Here is a 23,227-nt window from a genome sequence, read left to right as displayed (position 1 = left end):
TCATCGGGTCGCGGCTCCACCCTCAGCGCCCGCGGCGCCCAGCATGCCCTCGTCCAGCAAAGCTGCGGCGACCCGCTCCAGCCCCACCGACCTGGACGCCTTCACCAGCACGACATCTCCCGGCCGCAGCTCGCTGCGCAACAGGTCGACCGCCGCCCGCGCGTCGGACACGTGCACCGACTCCTCACCCCACGAACCCTCGTTCTTGGCGCCCATGTCGAGCCAGGCCGCTTCCCTGCCGCCGACTGCCACGAGCTTGCTGACGTTGAGCCGGACGGCCAGCCGCCCGACCGCGTCGTGTTCGGCGAGTGACTCCTCGCCGAGCTCAGCCATCTCACCGAGCACCGCCCACGTACGAGCGCCCGTCGCCTTGCCGGCTGCGCCCATCGCGACCAGCGCACGCAGCGCCGCTCGCATGGACTCGGGATTCGCGTTGTAGGCGTCGTTGACGATCCGCACGCCGTCCGCGCGCTCGGTGACCTCCATACGCCAGCGGGAGAGCGTGCCGGCTTCGGAGAGCGCGGTGGCGATCTCGTCTGCGGGCATGCCCAACTCATGGGCGACGGCGGCCGCGGCGAGCGCGTTCGACACGTGGTGCTCACCGTACAGCCGCATGGTCACATCACTGCACCCGGAGGGTGTGCGAAGCGTGAAAGCGGGCTGACCGAGATCCGTGAGCCGGACATTCTCGGCACGTACGTCGGCCTCCTCGGCCTCGCCGAACAGGATCGTGCGGGCCCGGGTGCGCGGCACCATGGCGCGGACGTACGGGTCGTCGGCGTTGAGCACCGCGACGCCGCCGTCCTCGGCGGAAGGCAGCGACTCGACGAGTTCGCCCTTGGCCAGGGCGATCTGCTCACGCCCGCCGAACTCGCCGATGTGCGCGCTGCCGACGTTCAGCACCACGCCGATCCTCGGCGGGGTCAGCCCGGCGAGGTAGCGGATGTGGCCGACGCCGCGGGCGCCCATCTCCAGGACGAGATGCCGGGTGGTCTCCTCGGCGCGCAGCGCGGTCAGCGGCAGCCCGATCTCGTTGTTGAGGTTTCCCTCGGGCCAGACCGTCGGGCCGTGGCGCTGCAGCAGCTGGGCGATCAGGTCCTTGGTGCTGGTCTTGCCGGCCGAGCCGGTGAGGCCCACGACGGTGGTGCCCAGCCGTGCGACGACGGCGCGGGCGAGCGCACCGAGCGCGGCGACCACGTCGTCGACGACGATCGCGGGGACGCCGAGGGGGCGGGCGGCCAGGACGGCCACCGCCCCGGCCCCGACGGCGCGCTGCGCGAAGTCGTGGCCGTCGACGCGTTCACCGGCGAACGCCACGAACAGCGCGCCGGGGCCCACCGCACGGGAGTCGGCCACGACCGGTCCGGTCACCCGGCGGCCGTCGTCCGGTATGTCGTGCTGCTGCCCTCCGACGATGCTCGCGATCTCAGCGAGCGACAGGGAGATCACAGGTCACCCCCGGTACTGGGCGGGCGGTGACGGTAAAGGGGTTGTGCGCGCATGGCGGTGTGTCATCCCTGGTGGTTCGGCTGCGGTGACTTCAACGAAGCCTCGATGGCCTCGCGCAGTACCTGGCGGTCGTCGAAGGGGCGAACCACTCCGGCGATGTCCTGGCCCTGCTCGTGGCCCTTGCCCGCGACGATCACGGTGTCCCCGGGCTCGGCGCGGGCGACGGCGGCGGCGATGGCGACGGCGCGCTCTTCTTCGACGAGCACCGTGCCGCGTTCATGAATGGGGACCTCCGCGGCGCCCGCGAGCATGGTGGCGAGGATCGCGAGGGGGTCCTCGCCGCGCGGGTTGTCGGAGGTCAGTACGGCCGTATCGGCGAGCCGGGCCACCGCGGCGCCCATGGGGGCGCGCTTGTGCGGGTCGCGGTCGCCGCCGCAGCCGAGGACGGCGTGCAGCTTGCCGTCGGTGACCTTGCGCAGCGCGCGCAGAACCGATTCGACGGCGTCGGTCTTGTGGGCGTAGTCGACCACCGCGAGATACGGCTGGCCGGCGTCGATGCGCTCCAGGCGGCCGGGGACACCGGGCACCGCGGCGACACCGTCGGCCGCGGTCTGCGCGTCGATACCGGCGACGACCAGCGAGACGATCGCGGCGAGCGCGTTGGCGACGTTGAACGGGCCGGCGATCGGGGACGCGGCGCGCAGGGTGACGCCGTCCGGGCCGTGCACGGTGAAGGTCGAGCCGAGGGCGCCGACCTCGACGTCGGAGGCCCGCCAGTCGGCGTCGGGGTGGCCCTCCGCGGAGAAGGTGGTGACCGGGACCTCGGACTCGCCCTCGGCCAGCCGCTTGCCGTACTCGTCGTCGAGGTTGACGACCCCGGCCCGGCTGCGGGCCTTGGTGAACAGCTGGGCCTTGGCCTGGAAGTAGTCCTCCATGCCGGAGTGGAACTCCATGTGCTCCGGGCTGAGGTTGTTGAAGATGGCGACGTCGAAGACGCAGCCGTCGACCCGGCCGAGGACCAGTGCGTGGCTGGAGACCTCCATGGCCAGCGCGCGCACGCCGCGCTCACGCATCACCGCGAACAGCGCCTGGAGGTCGGTGGCCTCGGGCGTGGTGCGCTCGGACTTGATGCGCTCGTCGCCGATCCGGGTCGCGACGGTGCCGATCAGCCCGGTCAGCCCACCCGCCCGTCGCCCGCCACCGCCCTGGGCCGACTGCGCTTCGCGCAGGCCCCCCTCTTCGGGAGCCTTGGCCGCCGCGGCCCGCAGCCCGCCCTCGATGAGGTAGGCGGTGGTGGTCTTGCCGGAGGTGCCGGTGATGCCGATCTGGAGGAGGTCCTCGCCCGGCGCTCCGTAGATGGAGACGGCCAGGGCGCCCATCCGCGCGCGCGGGTTGTCGACGACGAGGACCGGCAGACCGGTCGCGGCGGCCCGCTCGGCACCCGACGGATCGGTCAGGACCGCCGCGGCGCCGAGGTCGGCGGCCTGCGCGACGAAGTCGGCACCGTGCAGACGGGCACCGGGCAGCGCCGCGTAGACGTCACCGGGGCGGACCGCCCGGGAGTCATGGGTGATGCCGGTGACCATCACGGGCCGCGCGGCCTCGGCGGCTCCGGGGCGGCCGGCGTCCGGGGCCGGGCATCCCAGCTGCTCGGCGAGGTCCGCCAGGGGGGTGGGGCGGACCCGTTCAGGGCGCGGGGCTCCCGGATACGTACCGGACCCGCCCTTCTCGGCGTGCTGGGCTTTCGGGGACTGATCAGCGTGTGACACGGCGGTGAGCGTACCGGGCACCACCGGCCCGGGGCGAAGTGAGGGCCGTGGAGGGGAGCAGTTTCCGGGGGCGGGGGTGCCGTCGGGGGTGCCGTCGGGGGTGATGGTCGTCACGGCGGAATTGCCTCGATTTCATTGGCCTGGCGTGAAGGTGACCGGCAGCCGCGGGGGCTTGGCGCCGGTCGGCGGGACCTGGAGGGTTTTCAGCGCGAAGGCCATGACCTGCTGGTAGATCGGGCCGCAGACCTGGCCGCCGAAGTAGCTGCCCGTCGTGGGGTTCTGGACGGCGCAGTAGACCGTGATGCGGGGTTTGTCGGCGGGGGCGAAGCCGGCGAAGGAGGCGGTGTAGCCGTGGTAGCGGCCGGTCCTGGGGTCCACCCGGTTGGACGTGCCGGTCTTTCCGCCGACGCGGTAGCCGTCGATCTTCGCCTTCGCTCCGGTGCCCTCCTCGTCGTCCACCACCGATTCGAGCATGGTGGCCAGGGTGGCCGCGGTCTTCCGGCTGATCACACGGTTCTTCGCGGGCTTGGGCGCCGGGGCGTAGTGGCCGTCGGGCCCGGTGCTGCCGCGGACCAGTGAGGGGGCGATGCGCTCGCCGCCGTTGGCGATCGTGGAGTAGACGGAGGCGGCCTGTACGGCGTTGAGGGACAGCCCCTGGCCGAACGGGATGGTGAACTGCTGCGAGGTGTTCCAGTCCTGCGGCTTGGCCAGGATGCCGTCGGTCTCCCCGGGGAAGCCGAGCCCGGTCGGCCGGCCGATCCCGAACTTGCGCAGATACGAGTGGAGGACCTGGTTGGCCTGCGCCTGGGTCTTGCCGAGCTGGCCGGTCGCGAGGATCGTGCCGATGTTGCTGGACTTGGCGAGCACCCCGTTGAGGGTCAGATGCCAGGTTTCGTGGTCGACGTCGTCCGCGAACAGCCGGTCGCCGCGGTGCAGCCGGTTGGGCACGGTGACGCGGGTGGCCGGTGTGGCGACGCCCTCCTCCAGGACCGCGGCCATCGACATCACCTTGCTCGTGGAGCCCGGTTCGAACGCGTCGGACAGCGCGGCGTTGCCCAGCGCCTCCGGATCGGCCTGCGACACCTCGTTGGGGTCAAATCCGGGCGCGTTGGCGAGCGCGAGGATCTCCCCGGTGCGGGTGTCCTGGACGACCACATAGCCGCGGTCGGCATTGGACTTGGCGACCTGCTGGGTGATGGCCTGCTGGGCCGCCCACTGGATGTCGCGGTCGAGGGTCAGCTCGACGTCGCTGCCGGGGACGGCGGGGTGCTCCTGGGTGTCGGCGGTGGGCACCCGGCGGCCGCCGGACTGGGCGTAGACGAGCTTGCCGTCCTTGCCCGCCAGCTGCTTGTCCAGGCGCGCCTCCAGGCCGCCGCCGCCCTTGCCGGCGCCGTTGACGAAGCCGAGCACACCGGCGGCGAGGTTCTTGTTGGGGTAGAGGCGCTTGCTGTGTTTGTCGGCGAAGATCCCGACCAGGACATTGGGGCGGGGCGCGCTCTTGGGGGCGGCGGCCGCCTTGGCGTCGAGGGTGTTGCGCAGGTCCTTGATCTTCTTCCAGACCTGCGGGGTCTGCTGCCGGGCGAGCAGGGCGTAGCGCGCCGCGGGCCGGTCGAGCTTCTTGGCCAGGACGGCCTTGTCCTCGCCGAGGATCGGGGCGAGCAGCGCGGCGGCCCGCTGAGGAGCGTCGTCAATCTTGGTCTTCCCGGGGGCCAGCAGGCTCGGGTCGGCGGTGATGTCGTACGCGTCCACGGTCGTGGCCAGGTCCACGCCGTTGCGGTCGGTGATCGCACCGCGCTCGGCGGCCAGCTTGACCGGTACATAGCGGTTCTCGTTGGCCTTGGCAGCGAACGCCCCGGCGTCGACGGCCTGCACCTGGAAGAGCCGTACGACGAAGACCAGCATGATCAGCGTCAGTCCGAGGGAGACCAGCCGCAGCCGCGGACGCGGGCTGCCGAGGCGCAGCGCCGGGGGCCCGGAGCGGGGGCGGCCCGGCCCGGCCTGCCGGGGCGGGCCGGGCCGGGAGCCGGGCCGGGGCGCGGGGCGCTTGCCGGCGGGCGGGCGGCCGGACCCGCTGCCGGCCCGGCCGCCGCGCTGGGCGGGGCGCGGCACCCGCCGGGGGTCCCTGGGCTCGGTCATGCCGCGTTCACCTGCCGGAGGTCGTCGGGGAGGGGGCGGCCGCGGCGGCGGGCGCGGGTGCGAGGAGGGCGCCGCTGCCGGACGAGGCGCGTGAGGTGAACGAGGTCAGGGAGGCCGGGGCGGCCGAGGGTGCCGGATCGGCCGGTGCCGTCGTCGTGCCCGGGGCGCTGTCCGGGCCCAGCACACCGGCCAGGGCCGGGACCGGGGGCACCGCCGGGCGGGGCAGGGCGGTGCGGGCGGCCGGGCCGAGGGGCGACGGCTCGGCGGAGCTGCTCAGCGGCGCCCCCTCCGGTCCGGCGACGCTCGGCCGGCCGCGGACCGTGCCGTCCGGGAGCAGGAACACCGGGGTGCCGCCGGGCACCATCCCCAGCTTCCGGGCGCGCTGCTCCAGCGCGCCCGGGGCGGAGTAGGCGTCCACGTCCTGCTGGAGCGCCTGCTGCTCGTCCGTCAGCTCCTCGGTCTGCTTCTCCAGCTTGCTGAGCTCGAACGACCCTTGGTTGAGGGCGGAGTTGAGCAGCAGCAGGGTGATCAGGCCGGAGCCGAGGAGGACGACGATGAGCAGCACGAAGGGCGTGCGCGCCGCGGTGCCGCGGGCACCGGCGCCGGAGGGGAACAGCGCGGCGAGGCGTTTCTGTCTGCCGCGCGGCCCCTGCCCTTTCATGCGGTGTCCTCGACGTTCTCGCGGATGCGCTCCGCGCCGCGCAGCCGGGCGGGGGCGGCCCGGCGGTTCTCGGCGATCTCCTCCTCCGTGGGGAGTTCGGCGCCGCGGGTCAGCAGCTTGAGCCGGGGTTGATAGCGCTCGGGGACCACCGGCAGGCCGGGCGGGGCCGTGTTGGCCGCGCCGGCCGCGAAGACCTGCTTGACCAGCCGGTCCTCCAGCGAGTGGTAGGCGAGCACGGCGATCCGGCCGCCCACCGCGAGCGCCTTCACGGCCGCCGGGATGGCGCGCTCCACGCTCGTCAGCTCCCCGTTGACCTCGATGCGCAGCGCCTGGAACGTGCGCTTGGCGGGGTTGCCGCCGGTGCGCTTGGCGGCCTGCGGCAGCGCGTCACGGATCAGCTCCACCAGCCGCGCGCTGGTGGTGAACGGTTCCTTGGCCCGCTCGCGGACGACGGCCTCGACGATCCGCTTGGCCTGCTTCTCCTCCCCGTAGGAGCGCAGGATCCGGACCAGCTCACCGGGCGCGTAGGTGTTGAGGACATCCGCGGCGCTGATGCCGGTCGACTGGTCCATCCGCATGTCCAGCGGGGCGTCCTGCGCGTACGCGAAGCCGCGGTCGGCCTCGTCGAGCTGCATGGAGGAGACGCCGAGGTCGAACAGCACGCCCTGGACCCGCGGCGTCCCGAGCCGGTCGAGGACCTCGGGGAGCTCGTCGTAGACGGCGTGTACCAGGGTGGCGCGGTCTCCGTAGGGGGCGAGCCGCTCGCCCGCCAGCTTCAGGGCGGAGGGGTCACGGTCGAGGGCGATGAGCCGGGCCGCCGGGAAGGTGGACAGCAGTGCCTCGCTGTGCCCTCCGAGGCCGAGCGTGCAGTCGACGACGACCGCACCGGGCTCGGCGAGCGCGGGCGCGAGCAGGTCCAGACACCTCTGGAGCATGACGGGGACGTGGCGAGTGTTGCTGTTCATACGGCGGCCCCGCCGCGCTCGGCCCGCCTGCCTCGGCAGAGCGCGCACCTCTTCCTGACTCGCTCGCTACGCTCGCTCATGTGCCTTCCGATGGGCTGGGCGGCAGGTGGGGCCCCGGCCGCTGGCTGGGGGTGCCGCACGTACCGCTTGGTCCCCGCCCGCTCTGAAGGGGAAGTGGCCCTCCGGCGACGGGGAAGTGACGTCGGAAGACCATGGGAGCGGGAGGAGGCCGAGCCGTACGTACGGTGCGCGCACGCGAGGAATCCGGTATCCAAGGAGAGCGTCACGCCTCCCACTTCGCGCCACTTTAGTCCACCGGCTGCCCCGGTCAATCAACCGGTTCCGCGCGTCCTGCGACGGCTTTCCCGCCGCCCGTGCCACGGGCTTCTCACCCGGACGGCGGCGGGACGGACGGCCCTGTGGGTTACCTCACAAGGAGTGATGATGACCCCTATGCCCGACCTCTCATGCGGCTGAAAGGACCGGCGCCGATTACCGTGAAACCATGTCTATACCTGCATCGCAGCCGCTGCCCCCCTCCGCCGACGGTGCCGTTCGTACCGGCGAGACGGTCACCGACAGTCTCGTCGAGGCGAACAAGCGCTACGCTGCCGCCTTCACCGACCCCGGGATGGATGCCCGGCCCGTCCGCAAGGTCGCCGTCGTGGCCTGTATGGACGCCCGGCTGGATCTGCATGCCGCGCTCGGTCTCGAACTCGGCGACTGCCACACCATCCGCAACGCCGGCGGGGTGGTCACCGACGACATCATCCGGTCCCTGACGATCAGCCAGCGCGCGCTGGGCACCCGCTCCGTCGTCCTCATCCACCACACCGGATGCGGTCTGCTCAACCTGACCGAGGACTTCCGCCACGACCTGGCCGCCGAGGTCGGACAGCGCCCCACCTGGGCGGTCGAGGCGTTCAAGGACCTCGACGAGGACGTACGGCAGTCCATGCAGCGGGTGCGCACCTCCCCCTTCCTCCTGCACACGGACGACGTCCGGGGCTTCGTCTTCGACGTGACGACCGGCCTGCTGCGCGAGATCGCCCCCCAGAACTGACCCCGGCCCGGCCTTCCAGGCGACCGAACCTGCCCGGAAAGCCGGGTTCGCCGGGAAGGCCGGGAGATAACCTTGTGAGTTATCCACAGGTCATGACGCGAAGCCGCGCGGGCAGCAAGAATGCGTAGGTGCCGTCGTCCTGGCCCCGGCCGGGCACGATGCGCACGGTCGGGGTGGGCCGGGTCCGCAAAGGGGGCATCGGCCCGTAGAACGGGCCGAGGAGGGCCGAGTGACGACGTATGACGAACGAGCGAGCCTTGGGGGTCCCCCCGCGCGAGCGAAGCCGAGCGCAGGGGCAGATCTGATCACCACCGCGGAGCGGATTCACCGGTCGGTGGAGGAAGTGATCGAGGGCAAGCCGGAGGTCGTACGGCTCGCGCTGACCGTGCTGCTGGCCGAGGGGCATCTGCTCATCGAGGATGTGCCCGGCGTCGGCAAGACCATGCTCGCCAAGGCACTGGCCCGCTCCATCGACTGCTCGGTGCGGCGCATCCAGTTCACGCCCGACCTGCTGCCCTCCGACATCACCGGCGTCAGCATCTTCGACCAGCAGCAGCGGGACTTCGAGTTCAAGCCCGGCGCGATCTTCTCCCAGATCGTGATCGGCGACGAGATCAACCGCGCCTCGCCCAAGACCCAGTCGGCGCTCCTGGAGTCCATGGAGGAGCGCCAGGTCACGATGGACGGGCAGACCTACCAGCTGCCCGACCCGTTCATGGTGGTGGCCACCCAGAACCCGGTGGAGATGGAGGGCACCTACCCCCTCCCCGAGGCCCAGCGGGACCGCTTCATGGCACGGGTGTCGATCGGTTATCCCAGCCCGGCGGCCGAGTTGCAGATGCTGGATGTGCACGGCGGCGCCTCACCCCTCGACGACCTCCAGCCGGTCGCGCACGCCCACGAGATCGTGAAGCTGATCGACGCGGTGCGCACGGTCCATGTCGCCGACACGGTCCGCAGATACACCGTCGATCTGGTGGGGGCCACCCGCAGCCACCCCGAGCTGCGGCTCGGTGCCTCCCCGCGGGCGACCCTGCATCTGCTGCGCGCCGCCAAGGCCTCGGCCGCGCTCCAGGGGCGGGAGTACACCCTCCCCGACGATGTCCAGTCGCTGGCGGTACCGGTGCTCGCGCACCGGCTGCTGCCCACCGCCCAGGCCCAGTTGAACCGCCGTACGGCCGAGCAGATCGTGCTGGAGATCCTCCAGCGCGTCCCGGTCCCCGAGCCGTCCGCCCAGCCGTGGCGGACACCCGGCCAGCGGCCGCCCGGCGTACGGGGGTTGTGATGTCCGACGGGGGGAGCGAGGGCGCTCCGGAGCGGGACGGGCTGCGGACGGCCCTCGCGGGGCTGACGACCCGGGGCCGGTCGTTCCTGGCCGCCGGGGTGGCCGCCGCGGTGTGCTCCTACCTCCTCGGGCAGGCGGACCTGCTGCGGGTCGGGCTGCTGCTCGCCGCCCTCCCGCTGGTGTGCGTCCTGGTGCTGCACCGCACCCGCTACCGCGTCGCGGGCAGCCGGACGCTCGCCCCCGCCCGGGTGCCCGCCGCCACCGAAGCCCGGGTGCGGCTGCGGATGGAGAACGTGTCCCGGCTGCCGACCGGCGTGCTGATGCTCCAGGACCGGGTGCCGTATGTCCTCGGTCCCCGGCCGCGCTTCATCCTGGACCGGGTCGAGGCCGGCGGCCGCCGCGAGGTCTCCTACCGGGTCCGCTCCGACCTGCGCGGACGCTATCCACTGGGGCCGCTTCAGCTACGGCTCTCGGACCCGTTCGGGATGTGCGAGCTGACCCGCTCGTTCAGCGCCTCCGACACCCTGACGGTCGTGCCGCGGGTCGAACCGCTGCCGGCCGTGCGGCAGGTGGGCGAGGCCGCCGGGTACGGCGACGGGCGGCAGCACTCACCGGCGCTGGCCGGGGAGGACGACGTCATTCCGCGCGGCTACCGGCACGGCGACGATCTGCGCCGCGTCCACTGGCGCTCCACCGCACGCTACGGGGAGCTGATGGTCCGCAGGGAGGAGCAGCCGCAGAAGGCGCGCTGCACGGTCCTGCTCGACACCCGCGAGGACGCCCACCCGGGCTCGGGCCCCGACTCGGCCTTCGAGTGGGCGGTGGCGGGCGCCGGCTCCACCGCGGTGCATCTGCTGGAGCGCGGCTTCTCGGTGCGGCTGCTGACCGACACCGGCAGCTCGGTGCCGGGCCCCGACGGCACCGGCAGCTTCGCGGGAGGCACCGGCTCCGCCGACGCCGCGGGCCTGCTGCTGGACACCCTCGCCGTCGTGGAGCGCTCCGAGGAGCCCGGCCTGTCGGCGGCGTACGACGTGCTGCGCGGCGGCAACGAAGGGCTGCTGGTCGGCTTCTTCGGCGATCTGGACGAGGAGCAGGCGGTGGTCGCCGGGCGGATGCGGCAGCGCAGCGGCGCGGCCGTCGCCTTCGTCCTGGACGGCGACGCCTGGACGCGGGGCCCCGGCGGCATCAGATTCTCCGACGGCCAGGTCCCGGTGGCCGAACGCCTTGAGCTGCTGCGGAAGGCCGGCTGGACGGCGCTGCCGGTGACGCCCGGTGACACCCTCCCCGCCCTGTGGCGCGCGGCCGCGGAGCGTACGGGCACCCCGGAGACGGTGACGGGAGGCCGGTCATGATCAGGAGCGTGCGCCATGGACGGCTGACGGGCGGGCGGCCGCTGAGGGACCAGGGGCTGCCCGCGGACGGACGGGCCGGGGCGCGGTGTCGGTGTCCCCGTGGCCGGATCAGCGGCCGGCCCGGGCCTTGCCCCGGCGGCCCCGGACGAAGCGAGGCACAGGCATGAGCGGCCGGGCGCGGCTGGCGCTGTGTGCGACGGTGGCGACGCTGTGTGCCGCCGGTGCACTGCTGCCGCTGGTGGAACCGATCAGCTGGCTGATCCAGGCGGCGATCCTGCTGGCGCTGCTGACCGGAGTGGGTGCGGCCGCCCGCCGGGTCCCCCTGGCCGGGCCGCTGGTCATCGGCGTACAGCTGCTGGCCGGCGTGCTGCTGATGACCCTGCTCTTCACGCCGGGTGAGGCGATCCTCGGCCTGCTGCCGGGCCCGGACGCCCTCACGGAATTCGGCCGGCTGGTGGAGGCCGGCGTACGGGACGTCGGCCGGTACGCCATCCCCGCCCCCGTCACCCCCGGCATCCGGCTGCTGCTGATCGCCGGAGTGCTCATGATCGGCCTGATAGTCGATGCGCTGGCGGTCACGTACCGCAGCGCCGCGCCCGCCGGTCTGCCGCTGCTCGCGCTCTACTCCGTGGCGGCGGGGCTCTCCCAGGGCGGCGCGGGCTGGCTGCGGTTCCTGATCGCGGCGGCCGGCTATCTGCTGCTCCTGCTGGCCGAGGGCCGGGACCGGCTCTCCCAGTGGGGCCGGGTCTTCGGCGGAGGCGCCGACGCCGGCCGGCCGGACCGCGGCCAAGGGTTCGCCGCCCTCGGCGGTCCGGCCCTGGCCCCGGTCCGTACGGGCCGCAGGATCGGCGCCCTGGTCCTCGGGATCGCCCTGGTGGTGCCCGCCCTGCTGCCCTCGCTCGGCGGCGGGCTGTTCGGTACCGGCGGCAGCGGTGCGGGCCCCGGCGGCGGAGGCGGCACGATCTCCGCGGTGAACCCCCTGGTGTCCCTTCAGGACAGCCTCAACCAGCCCGAGGACAAGGAAGTCCTCAACTACCACACGACCGCCGCCGACACCCGCGGCCTGTATCTGCGGATCGTCGCCCTCGACCAGTTCGACGGCACGACCTGGAAGCCGTCCGAGCGCACGGTCACGGACGTCCCCGAGCGGCTGCCGCAACCGACCGGCCTCAGCCCCTCGGTGGACCTCGACCGGGTCAACACCTCGATCTCGACCGCCGAGTGGTACGCCCAGAACTGGCTGCCACTCCCCTACCCGGCCTCCAAGGTGGACATCTCCGGGCGCTGGCGCTTCGAACCCCAGGGCCGCACCCTCGTCGGGGACCGCGGACAGAACACCCACGGCCTCCAGTATCAGGTCGAGAGCCTCCAGGTGCGGCCCACGTCCCGGCAGCTGGCCGCCGCCCCGGCGCCCCCCGCCGACCTGCTGCGCGAGTACACCAAGGTCCCCCGCTCACTGCCTCCGGTCGTCCGGAGTACCGCACGTCAGGTCACGCGCGGCGCCCCGACCGCCTATGCCAGGGCCGTCAAGCTCCAGGACTGGTTCGCGCTCAACGGCGGCTTCAGCTACAACACGCAGGTCCGGGCCGGCAGCGGTTCCGAGGCCATCGCGCGCTTCCTGCGGCAGAAGGAAGGCTTCTGCGTCCACTTCTCGTTCTCGATGGCGGCGATGGCCCGGACGCTGGGGATCCCGGCCCGGGTAGCGGTCGGTTTCACCCCCGGCACCAAGCAGCCCGACGGCACGACCTCGGTCGGCCTCAAGGACGCGCACGCCTGGCCGGAGCTGTACTTCCAGGGCATCGGCTGGACCCGCTTCGAACCGACCCCGAGCCGCGGCAGCGTCCCGGACTACGCGTACCCCGACACCCCGGACGCCCCCGCCCCCGGCAGCCCGGACCCCGCGCCCTCCCGGAGCGCGGCCCCCTCGGAGGGCCCGTCGGCGGACCCGTCCTGTGGCCCCGGTGAGCGCCGGTCCGGCTCCGGCTCGGCCTGCGTCCCGCTACCCGCGGAGGCCGGCACCCGCCCGCCGGACGGCGGCTCGTCCCCCTGGCCGGTCGTCGTCACGGCACTGGCCGCGCTACTGGTCCTGCTGCTGCCCGCGGGCCCACTGCTGTGGCGCCTGCGGATACGTTCCGGACGCCTGGCCGGCCCGCACGACGACCCCACGGCGGCCACCCTCGCCGCCTGGCGGGAGCTGCTGGACACCGCCTGGGACTTCGGCGTCCTGCCGGACGAGTCACTGACCCCGCGCAAGGCCGCCGAGCGCATCATCCGCATCCGGGATCTGCAACCGGAGCCCGCCGGGGCCGCCCGGAGAGTCGCGGCCGCGGTCGAGCAGGTGCTGTACGCCCCGCACCCGCAGCCGGTGTCCGGACTCGCCCTGGACGTACAGCAGGTGCGGTCCGGGCTGCGGGCGGGCGCGAGCCGTGGTCTGCGGCTGCGGGCCCTGCTCGCCCCGCGCTCCGCGGTCCGGCTCCGCTGGGCCTGGTCGGCCCGCTGGTCGGCGCTGCTGCTCCGGTGCCGTAACAGCCGCCCGGTGGCCACGGCACGGCGCGTGCTGGCTGCCCTCCGGCCGGGCCCGTGGCGGGCATGACCACGGCACAAACAGGTGCTGGGGCCGCCCGACAGGATCGGACGGCCCCAGCACATTTTCTCTTCCGGCGCCACCGGAGAACGTGTTGCGTACCGAAGGGCGGAAATCAGCGGTGCACTATCGGGCGCGCGGAAGGCGAACTGCGGGCCGGAAACGGCGAACTGCCACGGCTAAAACGCGGCGGGAAAGAGTGACCGAAAGTGCCGTGCGGCGCGACACGAACAATGACGGAAAGAAACAACTCCCGGGGCGCGCGGGATTGCTCAGAGAACGTGCTCGGCGGATTCGGGGAAATCCCACGAATCCGCCGCTCCCGTCGTGGCTCAGTGGCCCTGCTGTTCGTCCCTGCGTCGCTGCCAGCGGTCCTCGATACGGTTCATCATCGAGCGCCGCTGCCTGGCCTGACGGCGTGCCGGGGCACCCGCGGCACCTCCGGAACCCGCACCGGACTGCCGCTCACCCGGCTTGGGAGCTTTGCGCCAGCCGGTGACCGCCAGCACGGCGCAGCCGAGCATGACGAGGAAGCCCACCACACTGATCCAGATCTGCTGCGCGACCATGCCGGCCATGAGCAGGGCGATACCCACCAGGAAGCCCGCGACCGCTTGGTAGACCCGTCGCCGGGTGTACGTACGCAGCCCGCTTCCCTCAAGCGCTGTCGCGAACTTGGGATCTTCGGCGTACAGCGCTCGCTCCATTTGCTCGAGCATGCGCTGCTCGTGCTCCGAGAGCGGCACGGAGTCCTCCTACTCGTCGGTCGCGGGGGGCGACCGGGTGCGACCCTTTCAGGATAGGCAGGGAATCGCCCCCGTGAAACCCGCCCCTCGACGCCAGTTCACTGTCCGGGCCGCCACGGCGACCGGTGGTGATGCTGCCTGCATTCCCCACCCGCCTGTCCGTCATGCCGGAACGTCGTACCCCGATCATACGGGGCGAAGGGGCTGATCGGGTGGTCTGTGGCCGACTGCACGCGGTAGTCGCGTGAGCCGCGTGGGTCAGTCGCGTTCCGCGAGGACGTGCAGCTGGGTGGCCACGGCGTGGAAGGCGGGCTGTTCGGCGGCGGCCGCCTCGAGCTTCAGCAGGGCCTCCATGGCGCCCGGCTCGGTGTCCACCAGCACGCCGGGGACCAGGTCGGCGAAGACCCGGACGCCGTGGACCGCACCGACGTCCAGACCGGTGGCGGACACCAGCTCGGTGAGCTGGTCGGCGGTGAACCGGCGCGGCACCGGGTCGCCCTCGCCCCAGCGTCCGGCCGGGTCGGTCAGGGCCTGGTGGGCCTCGGTGAAGTGGCCCGCGAGGGCGCGTGCGAGGACGGCACCGCCCAGACCGGCCGCGAGCAGGCTGAGGGTGCCGGCCGGACGCAGCGCGTCGACGGCGTTGCGGACGCCCTCGGCCGGGTCGTCGACGTACTCCAGCACGCCGTGGCAGAGCACGGTGTCGTAGCCGCCGCGCTCGACGACGTCGAACAGGCCGTGGGCGTCGCCCTGGACCGCGCGTACCCGGTCGGCGACGCCCGCCTCGGCGGCCCGGCGCTCCAGGGCGAAGAGGGCGTTGGGGCTGGGGTCGACGACCGTGACGCGGTGGCCGAGGCGGGCGACCGGTACGGCGAAGTTGCCGGTGCCGCCGCCGGTGTCGAGGACGTCCAGGACGTCGCGGCCGGTGGCCTTGACCCGGCGCTCCAGGGCGTCCTTGAGGACCTCCCAGACCACGGCGGTACGAAGGGATGCGCGCGGGCGCAGCGGGTCAGACACGGCGGGTGGCTCCTCGGCGGGGGCATGAACGTCTAGGCGTCCACCACCCTATTCCGTCCCGCGCCGTCCGCCGCCTGCGGAGCCATCGGGAGCCGACGTGGCGCTCGGCGGGGCGGGAGGGGGAGCGGGTGGTGGAGGTGGTGGAGCGGAGGTGGTGGAGCGGAGGAGGACGGCGGCCCGGGGCGCGAAGAGGCGGGCGCGGCGGGCGGAGGGGTGGCAGAGGTGGTGGGAGGGGGTGGTCCTGGGGTGGCGGGGAGCAGGCGCGGCGGGTGAGGGGGTGCTACGGGCGCGGCGGCGTGGGGGGGGTACAGGCACGGCGGGCGAGGGGCTGGCGTAGGCGATGGGGCGGAGGGACGCGGTGGCCGGGGGGGGCGGAGAGGCGGGGCGCGGCGGGTGGAGAGGCAGACGCAGCGGTGGAGAGGCGGGGGCGGGGCAGGTGGGGGCAGCGGGAGCCGAGTACCGCCGCTTTCCTTCCCCCTCCCCCCCGGGCCCCCACCCCACCCCCACTCCCCTCCTCCCGCTCCCCTCCGCCTCCCCCAGGCTCAGCTGTTCCTCACCCCGCCCGTTGAGGTGGCAGGGAGGGCTGGAGGAGCAGCATCCGCTCCACCAGGCGCAGGAACATGGCGGCGTCCCGCAGGAGGTCGTCGGCGTCACGGCGGCTGGCCGCGCCGGCTATGCCGGCCTCGGCCTTCGCGCGGCGGGCGGCTCCGGCGGCGAACAGGGCGCTCCACTCGGCCAGTTCGGGCGCGACCTCGGGCAGCACTTCCCAGGCGCTGCGGATACGCTGCCTGCGGCGCACGGTGGTCTCCGGCCGGCCGCGGACGGCGAGGACGGCGGCGGCGGTGCGCAGCGCGGCCAGATGGGCCGTGGCGAACTGCTCGTTGGGGGTTTCGAGGGTCTGTGCTTCGTCGAGGCCCTGCTGGGCCTGGGTGAGCAGGGCGAGTGCGGCGGGTGGTGCGGTCGCCCGCCGCAGGACGGGGTGGACATCGCTCGGGGGACCGTACGCAGCGGAGCTGCCCCTGTCGGGACGAGCTGCCATGACGAACCTCCTGTCGTCGCATGCCGGTTCGGGACCGAATGCCGATTTCGGACCGGATGAGCCCATCGTGACGTACGCCACTGACAATCGGCACTGACCTGCACTTACGTCGAAAAGGGGACGCCTGATCCGCGAATCCGCGGGAACGGATTCCCAACGTCCCCTTGCGGAACGGGGGGTGGGGTGCGGCATACTTTTTGAACTGACCAGTCAGTTCAAAGGAGGGGATCGTGGACAGCACCCCGCACGGGGCGGCGGTCACGGCCGCGGGATTCGGGGTCAAGGGCCCCCGCGGATGGGCGTTCCGGAACATCGACTTCACGGCCGGGCCCGGATCACTGATCGCCGTGCAGGGCCCGTCGGGCTCGGGCCGTACGTGTCTGCTGCTCGCGCTCACCGGCCGGATGAAGTCCGCAGCGGGCACCGCCGAGGTCGGCGGACTGCCGCTGCCGAAGAAGAAGGCCGCGGTCCGGTCCGTCACCGCGCTCGCCCATGTGCCGGGGGTCGCCGAGCTCGATCCGGCGCTCACCGTGGGCGAGCATCTGCGGGAACGCGCCCTGTTGCAGGGCCGGTTCGGTGGTTCGCTGCGGGCGCTGCTGAAGCCCCGGCGCGAGCGCAGGGCCGCGGCCCGCGCCCTGGTGGACACCGCGCTGGCCGCGGCCGGCCTCGATCTCGAGTCGCTGCCCAAGGGGATCCGTACGTCCGTGCGCGACCTGGAACGGCTGGAGGCACTGCGGCTGTCCGTGGCGCTCGCGCTGATCGGCGGCCCCCGGCTGCTGGCCGTCGACGACACCGATCTGAAGCTGTCCGACGACGAGCGCGGTGCGGCCTGGAAGATGCTGCACGGCCTCGCGGCGGGCGGCACCACGGTGCTCGCGGTGTGCAGCGAACCGCCGGAGGGCGACGAGGACGTGGTGCTGGTCCGTACGGGCAGCCGCCCGGAGCCCACCGCCCCCGAGGACGCGTCCGGCACCGCCAGCACCACCACGGACCACGACGAGAGCGCACCCCCGGTGGCGAGTGAGGCCGGAGAGGCCGGAGAGACCGGAGAGACGAGCAAGGGCAGTCAGGGCAAGCCCTCCGGACCGGCCGACACCGGGACTGCGGACAGCGCACCGGCCGGGGCACCCGCCGACGACGGCCACGACGACGAGGAGGGGGCGGCCGATGCGCTCGCCGAAACTGGCCGCGCTTGAGCTGAAGCGGTTCGGGAGGGGCAAGCTGCCGCGGGCCGCGCTGGCCGCCCTCCTGCTGCTGCCGCTCCTGTACGGCGCGCTCTATCTGTGGTCCTTCTGGGACCCGTACGGGCGGCTGGACAAGGTCCCGGTCGCGCTGGTCAATGAGGACACCGGTGCGGCCGTCGGCGGGAAGCGGATCTCGGCGGGCGACAGCATCGTCTCCGGGCTGCGGGACAGTCATACCTTCGACTGGCGGCCGGTGGACTCCAAGGAGGCCGCCAGGGGCGTCGAGGACGGCTCGTACTACCTCTCGCTGACCATCCCGAAGGACTTCAGCCGACGGATCGCCTCCAGCTCCGGGGACCATCCGGAGACCGGCGCACTGAAGGTGCGGACGAACGACGCGAACAACTACATCGTCGGGCAGATCTCCCGGACGGTGTTCTCCGAGGTGCGCTCGGCGGCCTCCACGAAGTCGTCGCGGACCTTCCTCGACAAGATCTTTGTCTCGTTCTCGACGCTGCACGGCAAGACCGAACAGGCCGCGAACGGCGCCGACCGGCTCCAGGACGGCATCGGGCAGGCCAAGCACGGCACAGGCAAGCTGGCCGACGGCCTGGGCACCGCGAAGAACGGCAGCGGCAAGCTCGTCACCGGTCTGGGCGACCTCGACGCGGGGGCGGGCCGGCTCTCCCGGGGCAGCTCCGATCTCGCCCGGGGAGCCGGGACCGCCGCCCACGGCTCGCGCCAACTGGCCGACGGCTCGGGGCAGGTGGCGCAGGGAACCCAGCAGCTGGCCGACAAGGTCAACGGAGTCGTCGGCAAGGTGGGGCCCTTCATCCGGGCGCACGGCAAGGAGATCGGCGAGGCGGCGCAGCTCGTCGCCGACGGCTCGCAGGCGATCCGTGACCACTTGGACAAGCTGCCCGCCGCGGCCTCCACCGGTGCGAAGCTGTCCCGGGGGATCTCCGATCACATGGCCTCCTACTACCGGCTGCGCTGTGAGAGCGGGGTGCGGCTCGACACCTCCTGTGCGGAGCTGAAGCAGCTCAAGGAGGAGGCGGCCACCGCGGCGGACAAGGCCGAGGAGGTCAGCGGCTATGTGCACGACCAGAAGAAGCTCGACCAACTGGGCCGGGACCTGGACGCCCTGCACTCCCTGGCGAACGAGCTGGCGCAGCGCGGGCCCACCCTGGGCGCCGACATGGACGCCGCGGTCAAGAAGATCAACGATCTGAACGACGGTGCGCACAAGGTGTCCGCGGGGGCGCGCAAACTGGCCGCCGGCAACGCCCGGCTGGCGGACGGCGCGGACCGGCTCAACGACGGTGCGCACCGGCTGCACGACGGTACGGGCCGCGCGGCGGCCGGGATCGGCGACCTCGACTCCGGTGTGGGCCGCCTCAAGGACGGCGCGCAGACACTGAACGGCGGCATGTTCAAGCTCTCGGACGGTTCGCAGAAGCTGGCCGGCGGGCTGCACGACGGGGCGAAGCGGATCCCCGACTACGGCAAGAAGGACCGCGACGCGCACACCCTGGTCATGTCCGACCCGGTGCAGCTGTCCTCGGACGCGGCCCACAAGGCGCCCAACTACGGCACCGGGTTCGCCCCGTACTTCATCCCGCTGTCCCTGTGGGTGGGCGCGATGGTGGCGTACATGCTGATCCAGCCGCTCAACCGGCGGGCGCTGGCGATGGGCGCGGCCTCCTGGCGGGTGGCGCTGTCGGGCTGGCTGCCGGTGTTCGGCGTGGGCGTGCTCCAGACCGCGGCGCTGATGTCCGTACTGCACTTCGCGATCGGTCTGGAGATGGTGCGGGCGGCCGGCACGATCGGGTTCCTCGTCCTGGTCACGGGGTGTTTCTCGGCACTGGTGCAGTGGCTGAACGCGCAGTTCGGACCGGCCGGGCGGATCCTGGTGCTGGCGCTGCTGATGCTCCAGCTGACGTCGGCGGGCGGCACCTATCCGGTGCAGACCAGTCCGGGCTTCTTCGCCGCCATCCACCCGTATTTGCCGATGAGTTACATCGTGGAGGGGCTGCGCCGGCTCATCACGGGCGGTGACCTCGCGCCCGTGTGGCAGGGCAGTGTGGTGCTGCTGGCGTTCACCGTGGGGGCCCTCGCGCTGACGTCCCTGACGGCGCGCGGCCGCCAGGTGGTGCGGATGAAGGACCTGCATCCGGAACTGAGCCTGTGAGCGCCCGCCCGTCGCCCACCACCGCCCTGCCGGAGGTTCCCCCGGACTCCGTCCGGGGGGACCCCCACCACGCCGCGCATCAATCGGCCGGGGGCGGCACAATCGCCCCCATGGACAGCTCCAATACACGCCGCGACGCCACCCGGCTCAAGCTCTTCGAAGCCGCGGTCACCCTCATCGCCGAACAGGGCTTCTCCTCCACCACGGTGGACGAGATCGCCGAGCGGGCGGGTGTCGCGAAGGGCACCGTCTACTACAACTTCGCGAGCAAGAACGTGCTCTTCGAAGAGCTGCTGCGACACGGCATCGAGATGCTGGCGACGTCCCTCCAGGCGGCCGCCGAGGAGGTGGCCGACGGGGGCGGCACCCGGATCGACGCGCTGGACGCGATGATCCGGGCCGGGCTGGACTTCATCTCCCGTTACCCGGCGCTCACCCAGCTCTACGTCGCCGAGCTGTGGCGCACCAACCGGGCCTGGCAGTCGACGCTGATGGTGGTGCGGGAGCGGGCCATCACGGTGGTGGAGGACGTGCTGCGGGAGGCGGTCGCCCGTGAGGAGCTGAGCGAGGAGATCGATATCCCGCTGACCGCCTCGGCGCTGTTCGGGATGGTGCTGGTGGCCGCCCTGGACTGGCAGTCGTACCAGCCGGACCGATCGATCGACGACGTGCACGCGGCGCTGTCGCGGCTGCTCCAGGGGCGGATCAGCGGCCGGCCCTCGCAGTGAGGTGAGGGCGTCCCGGAAGTAAAAGAGGGTGCGCGCCGTAGTGGTCAGGTACGGCACGCACCCCTTTTCCTTCCCCCGGGGCCCGCACAAAAGGGTGCGCTGCCCTGGCACGGATCGTTCCCCCTTCGATCCGACCAGGACAGCGCTTCCCCCGTTCTCCCCCGTACTCCCCCGTGCGTCCCCCGTGTTCCCCCGTCACGTCCGGGAGCCGCGCCGCTCCGCCGCCCCGTGTCGGCGGTGCGGCGCCGCTTCCCTTCCGTGATCCCTACTCTTCCGTCCGGGCGGGCTCCGGCCCATCCGCGTACCTACTCATCTCGGCGTCTGAGTACGGATACTCAAAACTGAGCACCGGCCCCCAGTCGGGGCCTACGATCTGCGGCGTGTCCGTACTTCCCTTGGTGTTCACCAGTGGCTGGGCGAGCGGGATCAACGCCTACGCCGTCGTCCTGCTCCTCGGTCTGCTCGGCGCGACCGGCGTCACCGATGAGGTGCCCGCGGCGCTGGAGCGCCCGGATGTGCTGATCGTGGCCGGGCTGCTCTTCGTGGTCGAGGCCGTCGCCGACAAGGTCCCGTACGTGGACTCGGTCTGGGACGCCGTGCACACGGTGATCCGTCCGGTCGCCGGCGGGGTGGTGGCGGCGCTGCTGGCCGGCCACAACGGTTCGCTGCCCGAGCTGGCGGCGGGCGCGGTGGGCGGCTCCACGGCGCTGCTGAGCCATCTGGTCAAGGCGGGCACCCGGATCGCGGTCAGCACCTCACCGGAGCCGGCCAGCAACATCGTGCTGAGCCTGGCCGAGGATCTGGGGGTCGCGGGGCTCATCGCCTTCGCCCTGTTCCATCCGGTGGCCGCGGCGGTCATCGCGGGGACGCTGCTGGCCGCGGGGATCGCGGTGGTGATCTTCCTGTGGTCGAGGATCCGCCGGTTCCTCCAGCGGCGGCGGGAGCGGCGCGCGCAGAAGCGGTCGGCCGTGGCGGCCGGCGCGGCACCTCCGGCGGCCTGACGGCGGCTCCCGGCGGTGGCGGACGGCCGCTGCCGGACGGTTTTCCACAGCCGTGCGGGCGTTGTCAGCGGGGCCGGATAAAGTCGCAGGCATGGCACGGATTGCGGTGATCGGCGCCGGGATGGGCGCGATGGCAGCCGCTGCCCGGCTGGCCGTCGCGGGCCACCGGGTGGCGGTGTTCGAGCGCGGCGCGACGCACGGCGGCGCGCTGCGGCAGCTGACACGGGACGGCTTCGCCTTCGACACGGGGCCCGGACTGCTGCATCTGCCGGCCGTCTACCGCGATCTGTTCCTCAAGACCGGCCGGGAGCCGCTGGAGAGCTGCGTCGAGCTGACCCAGGTCGACCCCGCCGCCCGCCATGTGTTCGCCGACGGCGCGGCCGTCTCGCTGCCGAACGCCTCGCGGGCCGGCGTCCTGGCCGCCCTCGACGAGGCACTGGGCGCGGGCGCCGGAGAGCGCTGGAGCGACCTGGTGGGGCGCGCCCGCGAGGCCTGGGACGCCACCCGCCGGCCGCTCCTGGAGGAGCCGCTGTGGCCGGACTGGCACGTGCTGGGTCGCGATCCGTATCCGGCGGTGCGCAAACGCGGTCTGTTCGGCCGGGGCAAGGGCCCCACGACCGCCACCCTCGCCGAAGTGGCCCGCCGCGAGCTGGCCGACCCCCGGCTGATCGCGCTGCTGGAGAGCCATGCGCTGGCGTACGGCTTCGACCCGCGCAGCGCCCCGGCCGGCGCCGTCGTGCTGCCGTACATGGAGCAGACCTTCGGGAGTTGGTATCCGCACGGCGGGATGCGGGCACTGGCCGACGCGCTGTACGAGCGCTGTGTGGCGCGCAAGGTGGAGTTCAGCTTCGGCACGGCGGTGACCGGAATCGTGGAGAAGGACGGCCGCGCGGCGGGCGTGGAGCTGGCCGACGGCCGGGTGTCCGAGGCGGAGTTCGTGATCGCGGGCGTCGATCCGGTGCGGCTCGTGGAGCTCTGCCGGGGGCGTCAGCCGTGGGGCGCGGACGACGTCCGTCCCGACCCGGTGCCGGGTGACCGCGCCACCGGACGGCTCACGGTCTGTCTCGCGCTGCGCGGGGCGCGCCCCGGGGACGCCGCTCATCGGACGGTGGTCCATGCCGCGGACCGCGCGGCCGAGCTGACGGCTGTGTTCGGCGACGGGTCCGGGCTGCGGACCCCCTGCGACCGGCCCACGGTGACGGTGCTGCGCCCGGACGACCCGGCCACCCGGCCGGACGACGCCCATGAGGCCGTGACCCTGACCGCGACGGTGGCTCCGCACGGCCCGGTCGACTGGACCGACGGGGAAGCCGTGGCGGCCTGCGCCGAGCGGATGACCGAGATCGCCGAGGCCGCGGTGCCCGGGCTGCGGGACCGGGTGCTGTGGCGCGAGGTGCTGCCCCCGACGGACGACGCGCTGGTGCCGGGACCGGCACTGGCCGGCCAGCAGGGCCGGTTCCTGCGGCCCGCCAACCGCACCCGCATACCCGGGCTCTACGCGGTCGGCGGCTGGTCCCACCCGGGTGGCGGCCCGGCCCACGCCGGCATGTCCGGCGCGATCGTCGCGGGCCTGATCGTCAACGGCGACGAGTGGCGCGGCTCTTCGTAAGGTTTCCGCGGTTGGGTGGGCTTCCCGCCGTGCGCTGCGCTTTGCCTTCGGCCCGCGTTTTTGGCTCTCCCACCGTGGTGGTTTCTCGCCGTTGCTCCCCCACTGCCTGAAGGGCGTGGGAGGTACCCCCACGCGGCGGGCCGGGTGGTTTGTGGGTGCGGTGACGGACCTCCGGGGCTGGTGTGTGGGACTGCTTCGCTTTACGTCCCACACACCGGCCCCTCCGGCCCGTCCCCTCCCGTTGGGGAAGTGAGTGCAGGTGGGTGGGGGCTGGCCGCCCATGCCCGTGACCGTGCCTGTGCCTATGGCCATGCCGATGGCCAGGCATGTGATCGACAACCCGCACCGGACCGCCTACGGGTCCCCCACCAAGGTTTTTCCCACCCTCCAACGGGAGGGGACGGGCCTGCGCGGGTGGGGGTGTCCGGACGTAAAGCGAAGCAGTCCGGAC

At 73.0% G+C, this 23,227-nt stretch carries 17 protein-coding genes; 9 read left to right on the top strand and 8 right to left on the bottom strand.

What is annotated here, in order from left to right:
• The 5 genes from ACZ4XD_RS15260 to rsmH form a co-directional block, all read right to left on the bottom strand.
• Complete coding sequence (locus ACZ4XD_RS15260; protein ID WP_468042261.1) at nt 1–1,449, bottom strand: UDP-N-acetylmuramoyl-tripeptide--D-alanyl-D-alanine ligase; 1,449 nt, start codon at nt 1,447–1,449, stop codon at nt 1–3.
• Between the two features lie 62 nt (nt 1,450–1,511).
• Nucleotides 1,512–3,332 carry a Mur ligase family protein gene (locus tag ACZ4XD_RS15255; protein WP_468042259.1) on the bottom strand — a complete coding sequence of 607 codons (1,821 nt, stop codon included), beginning with the start codon at nt 3,330–3,332 and terminating at the stop codon, nt 1,512–1,514.
• An 18-nt stretch (nt 3,333–3,350) separates the two neighbouring features.
• Nucleotides 3,351–5,354 carry a peptidoglycan D,D-transpeptidase FtsI family protein gene (locus ACZ4XD_RS15250; RefSeq protein ID WP_468042257.1) on the bottom strand — a complete coding sequence of 668 codons (2,004 nt, stop codon included), beginning with the start codon at nt 5,352–5,354 and terminating at the stop codon, nt 3,351–3,353.
• Nucleotides 5,355–5,361: 7 nt separating this feature from the next.
• Nucleotides 5,362–6,015 (bottom strand): cell division protein FtsL, encoded by a 654-nt coding sequence (gene ftsL / locus ACZ4XD_RS15245; RefSeq protein WP_468042255.1) that lies wholly within the window; start codon nt 6,013–6,015, stop codon nt 5,362–5,364.
• The gene (rsmH, locus tag ACZ4XD_RS15240) at nt 6,012–6,980 is read right to left on the bottom strand and encodes a 16S rRNA (cytosine(1402)-N(4))-methyltransferase RsmH (protein WP_468042253.1); all 969 of its coding nucleotides are present in this window, start codon (nt 6,978–6,980) and stop codon (nt 6,012–6,014) included. Before rsmH ends, ftsL begins: the two co-directional genes overlap by 4 nt.
• A 505-nt stretch (nt 6,981–7,485) precedes the next feature.
• On the opposite strand from rsmH, the gene ACZ4XD_RS15235 reads away from it, so the two are divergent.
• The 4 genes from ACZ4XD_RS15235 to ACZ4XD_RS15220 all read left to right on the top strand — a co-directional run bounded on the left by ACZ4XD_RS15235 (nt 7,486) and on the right by ACZ4XD_RS15220 (nt 13,273).
• Entirely contained in the window at nt 7,486–8,043 is a 558-nt protein-coding gene (locus tag ACZ4XD_RS15235) for a beta-class carbonic anhydrase (protein ID WP_468042251.1), read from the top strand.
• Between the two features lie 229 nt (nt 8,044–8,272).
• Nucleotides 8,273–9,328, top strand: coding sequence for an AAA family ATPase (locus ACZ4XD_RS15230; RefSeq protein WP_468042249.1), 1,056 nt, complete (start codon nt 8,273–8,275; stop codon nt 9,326–9,328).
• Nucleotides 9,328–10,680: a DUF58 domain-containing protein gene (locus ACZ4XD_RS15225; RefSeq protein WP_468042247.1), complete on the top strand. Its 1,353-nt coding sequence runs from the start codon at nt 9,328–9,330 to the stop codon at nt 10,678–10,680. The genes ACZ4XD_RS15230 and ACZ4XD_RS15225 overlap by 1 nt, the downstream gene beginning before the upstream one ends.
• 163 nt (nt 10,681–10,843) lie before the next feature.
• Entirely contained in the window at nt 10,844–13,273 is a 2,430-nt protein-coding gene (locus ACZ4XD_RS15220; RefSeq protein WP_468042245.1) for a transglutaminase TgpA family protein, read from the top strand.
• 323 nt (nt 13,274–13,596) lie between these two features.
• Here ACZ4XD_RS15220 and ACZ4XD_RS15215 read toward each other — a convergent pair whose 3' ends face one another.
• The 3 genes from ACZ4XD_RS15215 to ACZ4XD_RS15205 form a co-directional block, all read right to left on the bottom strand.
• Nucleotides 13,597–14,010, bottom strand: a complete 414-nt coding sequence (locus ACZ4XD_RS15215; RefSeq protein WP_042162025.1) for a DUF3040 domain-containing protein — start codon at nt 14,008–14,010, stop codon at nt 13,597–13,599.
• A 258-nt stretch (nt 14,011–14,268) separates the two neighbouring features.
• Complete coding sequence (locus ACZ4XD_RS15210; RefSeq protein WP_468042242.1) at nt 14,269–15,024, bottom strand: class I SAM-dependent methyltransferase; 756 nt, start codon at nt 15,022–15,024, stop codon at nt 14,269–14,271.
• A gap of 553 nt (nt 15,025–15,577) precedes the next feature.
• Nucleotides 15,578–16,063 carry an SAV_6107 family HEPN domain-containing protein gene (locus ACZ4XD_RS15205; RefSeq protein WP_398834467.1) on the bottom strand — a complete coding sequence of 162 codons (486 nt, stop codon included), beginning with the start codon at nt 16,061–16,063 and terminating at the stop codon, nt 15,578–15,580.
• 230 nt (nt 16,064–16,293) lie between these two features.
• Between ACZ4XD_RS15205 and ACZ4XD_RS15200 the strand changes: the two genes are divergently transcribed.
• From ACZ4XD_RS15200 to ACZ4XD_RS15180, 5 genes are all read left to right on the top strand, one after another.
• Nucleotides 16,294–17,259, top strand: a complete 966-nt coding sequence (locus tag ACZ4XD_RS15200) for an ATP-binding cassette domain-containing protein (protein ID WP_468042240.1) — start codon at nt 16,294–16,296, stop codon at nt 17,257–17,259.
• A complete protein-coding gene (locus ACZ4XD_RS15195) occupies nt 17,231–19,438 on the top strand; it encodes a YhgE/Pip family protein (protein ID WP_468042238.1) in 2,208 nt (735 codons plus the stop codon). The genes ACZ4XD_RS15200 and ACZ4XD_RS15195 overlap by 29 nt, the downstream gene beginning before the upstream one ends.
• Nucleotides 19,439–19,548: 110 nt before the next feature.
• Nucleotides 19,549–20,166 (top strand): TetR/AcrR family transcriptional regulator, encoded by a 618-nt coding sequence (locus tag ACZ4XD_RS15190; RefSeq protein WP_042162189.1) that lies wholly within the window; start codon nt 19,549–19,551, stop codon nt 20,164–20,166.
• 380 nt (nt 20,167–20,546) lie between these two features.
• Nucleotides 20,547–21,167: a DUF4126 domain-containing protein gene (locus ACZ4XD_RS15185; RefSeq protein WP_468042235.1), complete on the top strand. Its 621-nt coding sequence runs from the start codon at nt 20,547–20,549 to the stop codon at nt 21,165–21,167.
• A gap of 91 nt (nt 21,168–21,258) precedes the next feature.
• Nucleotides 21,259–22,776 (top strand): phytoene desaturase family protein, encoded by a 1,518-nt coding sequence (locus ACZ4XD_RS15180; RefSeq protein WP_468042233.1) that lies wholly within the window; start codon nt 21,259–21,261, stop codon nt 22,774–22,776.
• Nucleotides 22,777–23,227: the final 451 nt, after the last annotated feature.

Source organism: Streptomyces sp. NPDC029466, assembly GCF_055574515.1.
This window is presented reverse-complemented; position numbering and strand designations above follow the sequence as displayed.

What these genes read in the sequence shown, in the direction of transcription:
- ACZ4XD_RS15250 (WP_468042257.1), bottom strand. Translation starts at nt 5,354, where the DNA reads ATGACCGAGCCCAGGGACCCCCGGCGGGTGCCGCGCCCCGCCCAGCGC.
- ftsL (WP_468042255.1), bottom strand. Translation starts at nt 6,015, where the DNA reads ATGAAAGGGCAGGGGCCGCGCGGCAGACAGAAACGCCTCGCCGCGCTG.
- rsmH (WP_468042253.1), bottom strand. Translation starts at nt 6,980, where the DNA reads ATGAACAGCAACACTCGCCACGTCCCCGTCATGCTCCAGAGGTGTCTG.
- ACZ4XD_RS15235 (WP_468042251.1), top strand. Translation starts at nt 7,486, where the DNA reads ATGTCTATACCTGCATCGCAGCCGCTGCCCCCCTCCGCCGACGGTGCC.
- ACZ4XD_RS15225 (WP_468042247.1), top strand. Translation starts at nt 9,328, where the DNA reads ATGTCCGACGGGGGGAGCGAGGGCGCTCCGGAGCGGGACGGGCTGCGG.
- ACZ4XD_RS15220 (WP_468042245.1), top strand. Translation starts at nt 10,844, where the DNA reads ATGAGCGGCCGGGCGCGGCTGGCGCTGTGTGCGACGGTGGCGACGCTG.
- ACZ4XD_RS15205 (WP_398834467.1), bottom strand. Translation starts at nt 16,063, where the DNA reads ATGGCAGCTCGTCCCGACAGGGGCAGCTCCGCTGCGTACGGTCCCCCG.
- ACZ4XD_RS15195 (WP_468042238.1), top strand. Translation starts at nt 17,231, where the DNA reads ATGCGCTCGCCGAAACTGGCCGCGCTTGAGCTGAAGCGGTTCGGGAGG.
- ACZ4XD_RS15190 (WP_042162189.1), top strand. Translation starts at nt 19,549, where the DNA reads ATGGACAGCTCCAATACACGCCGCGACGCCACCCGGCTCAAGCTCTTC.
- ACZ4XD_RS15180 (WP_468042233.1), top strand. Translation starts at nt 21,259, where the DNA reads ATGGCACGGATTGCGGTGATCGGCGCCGGGATGGGCGCGATGGCAGCC.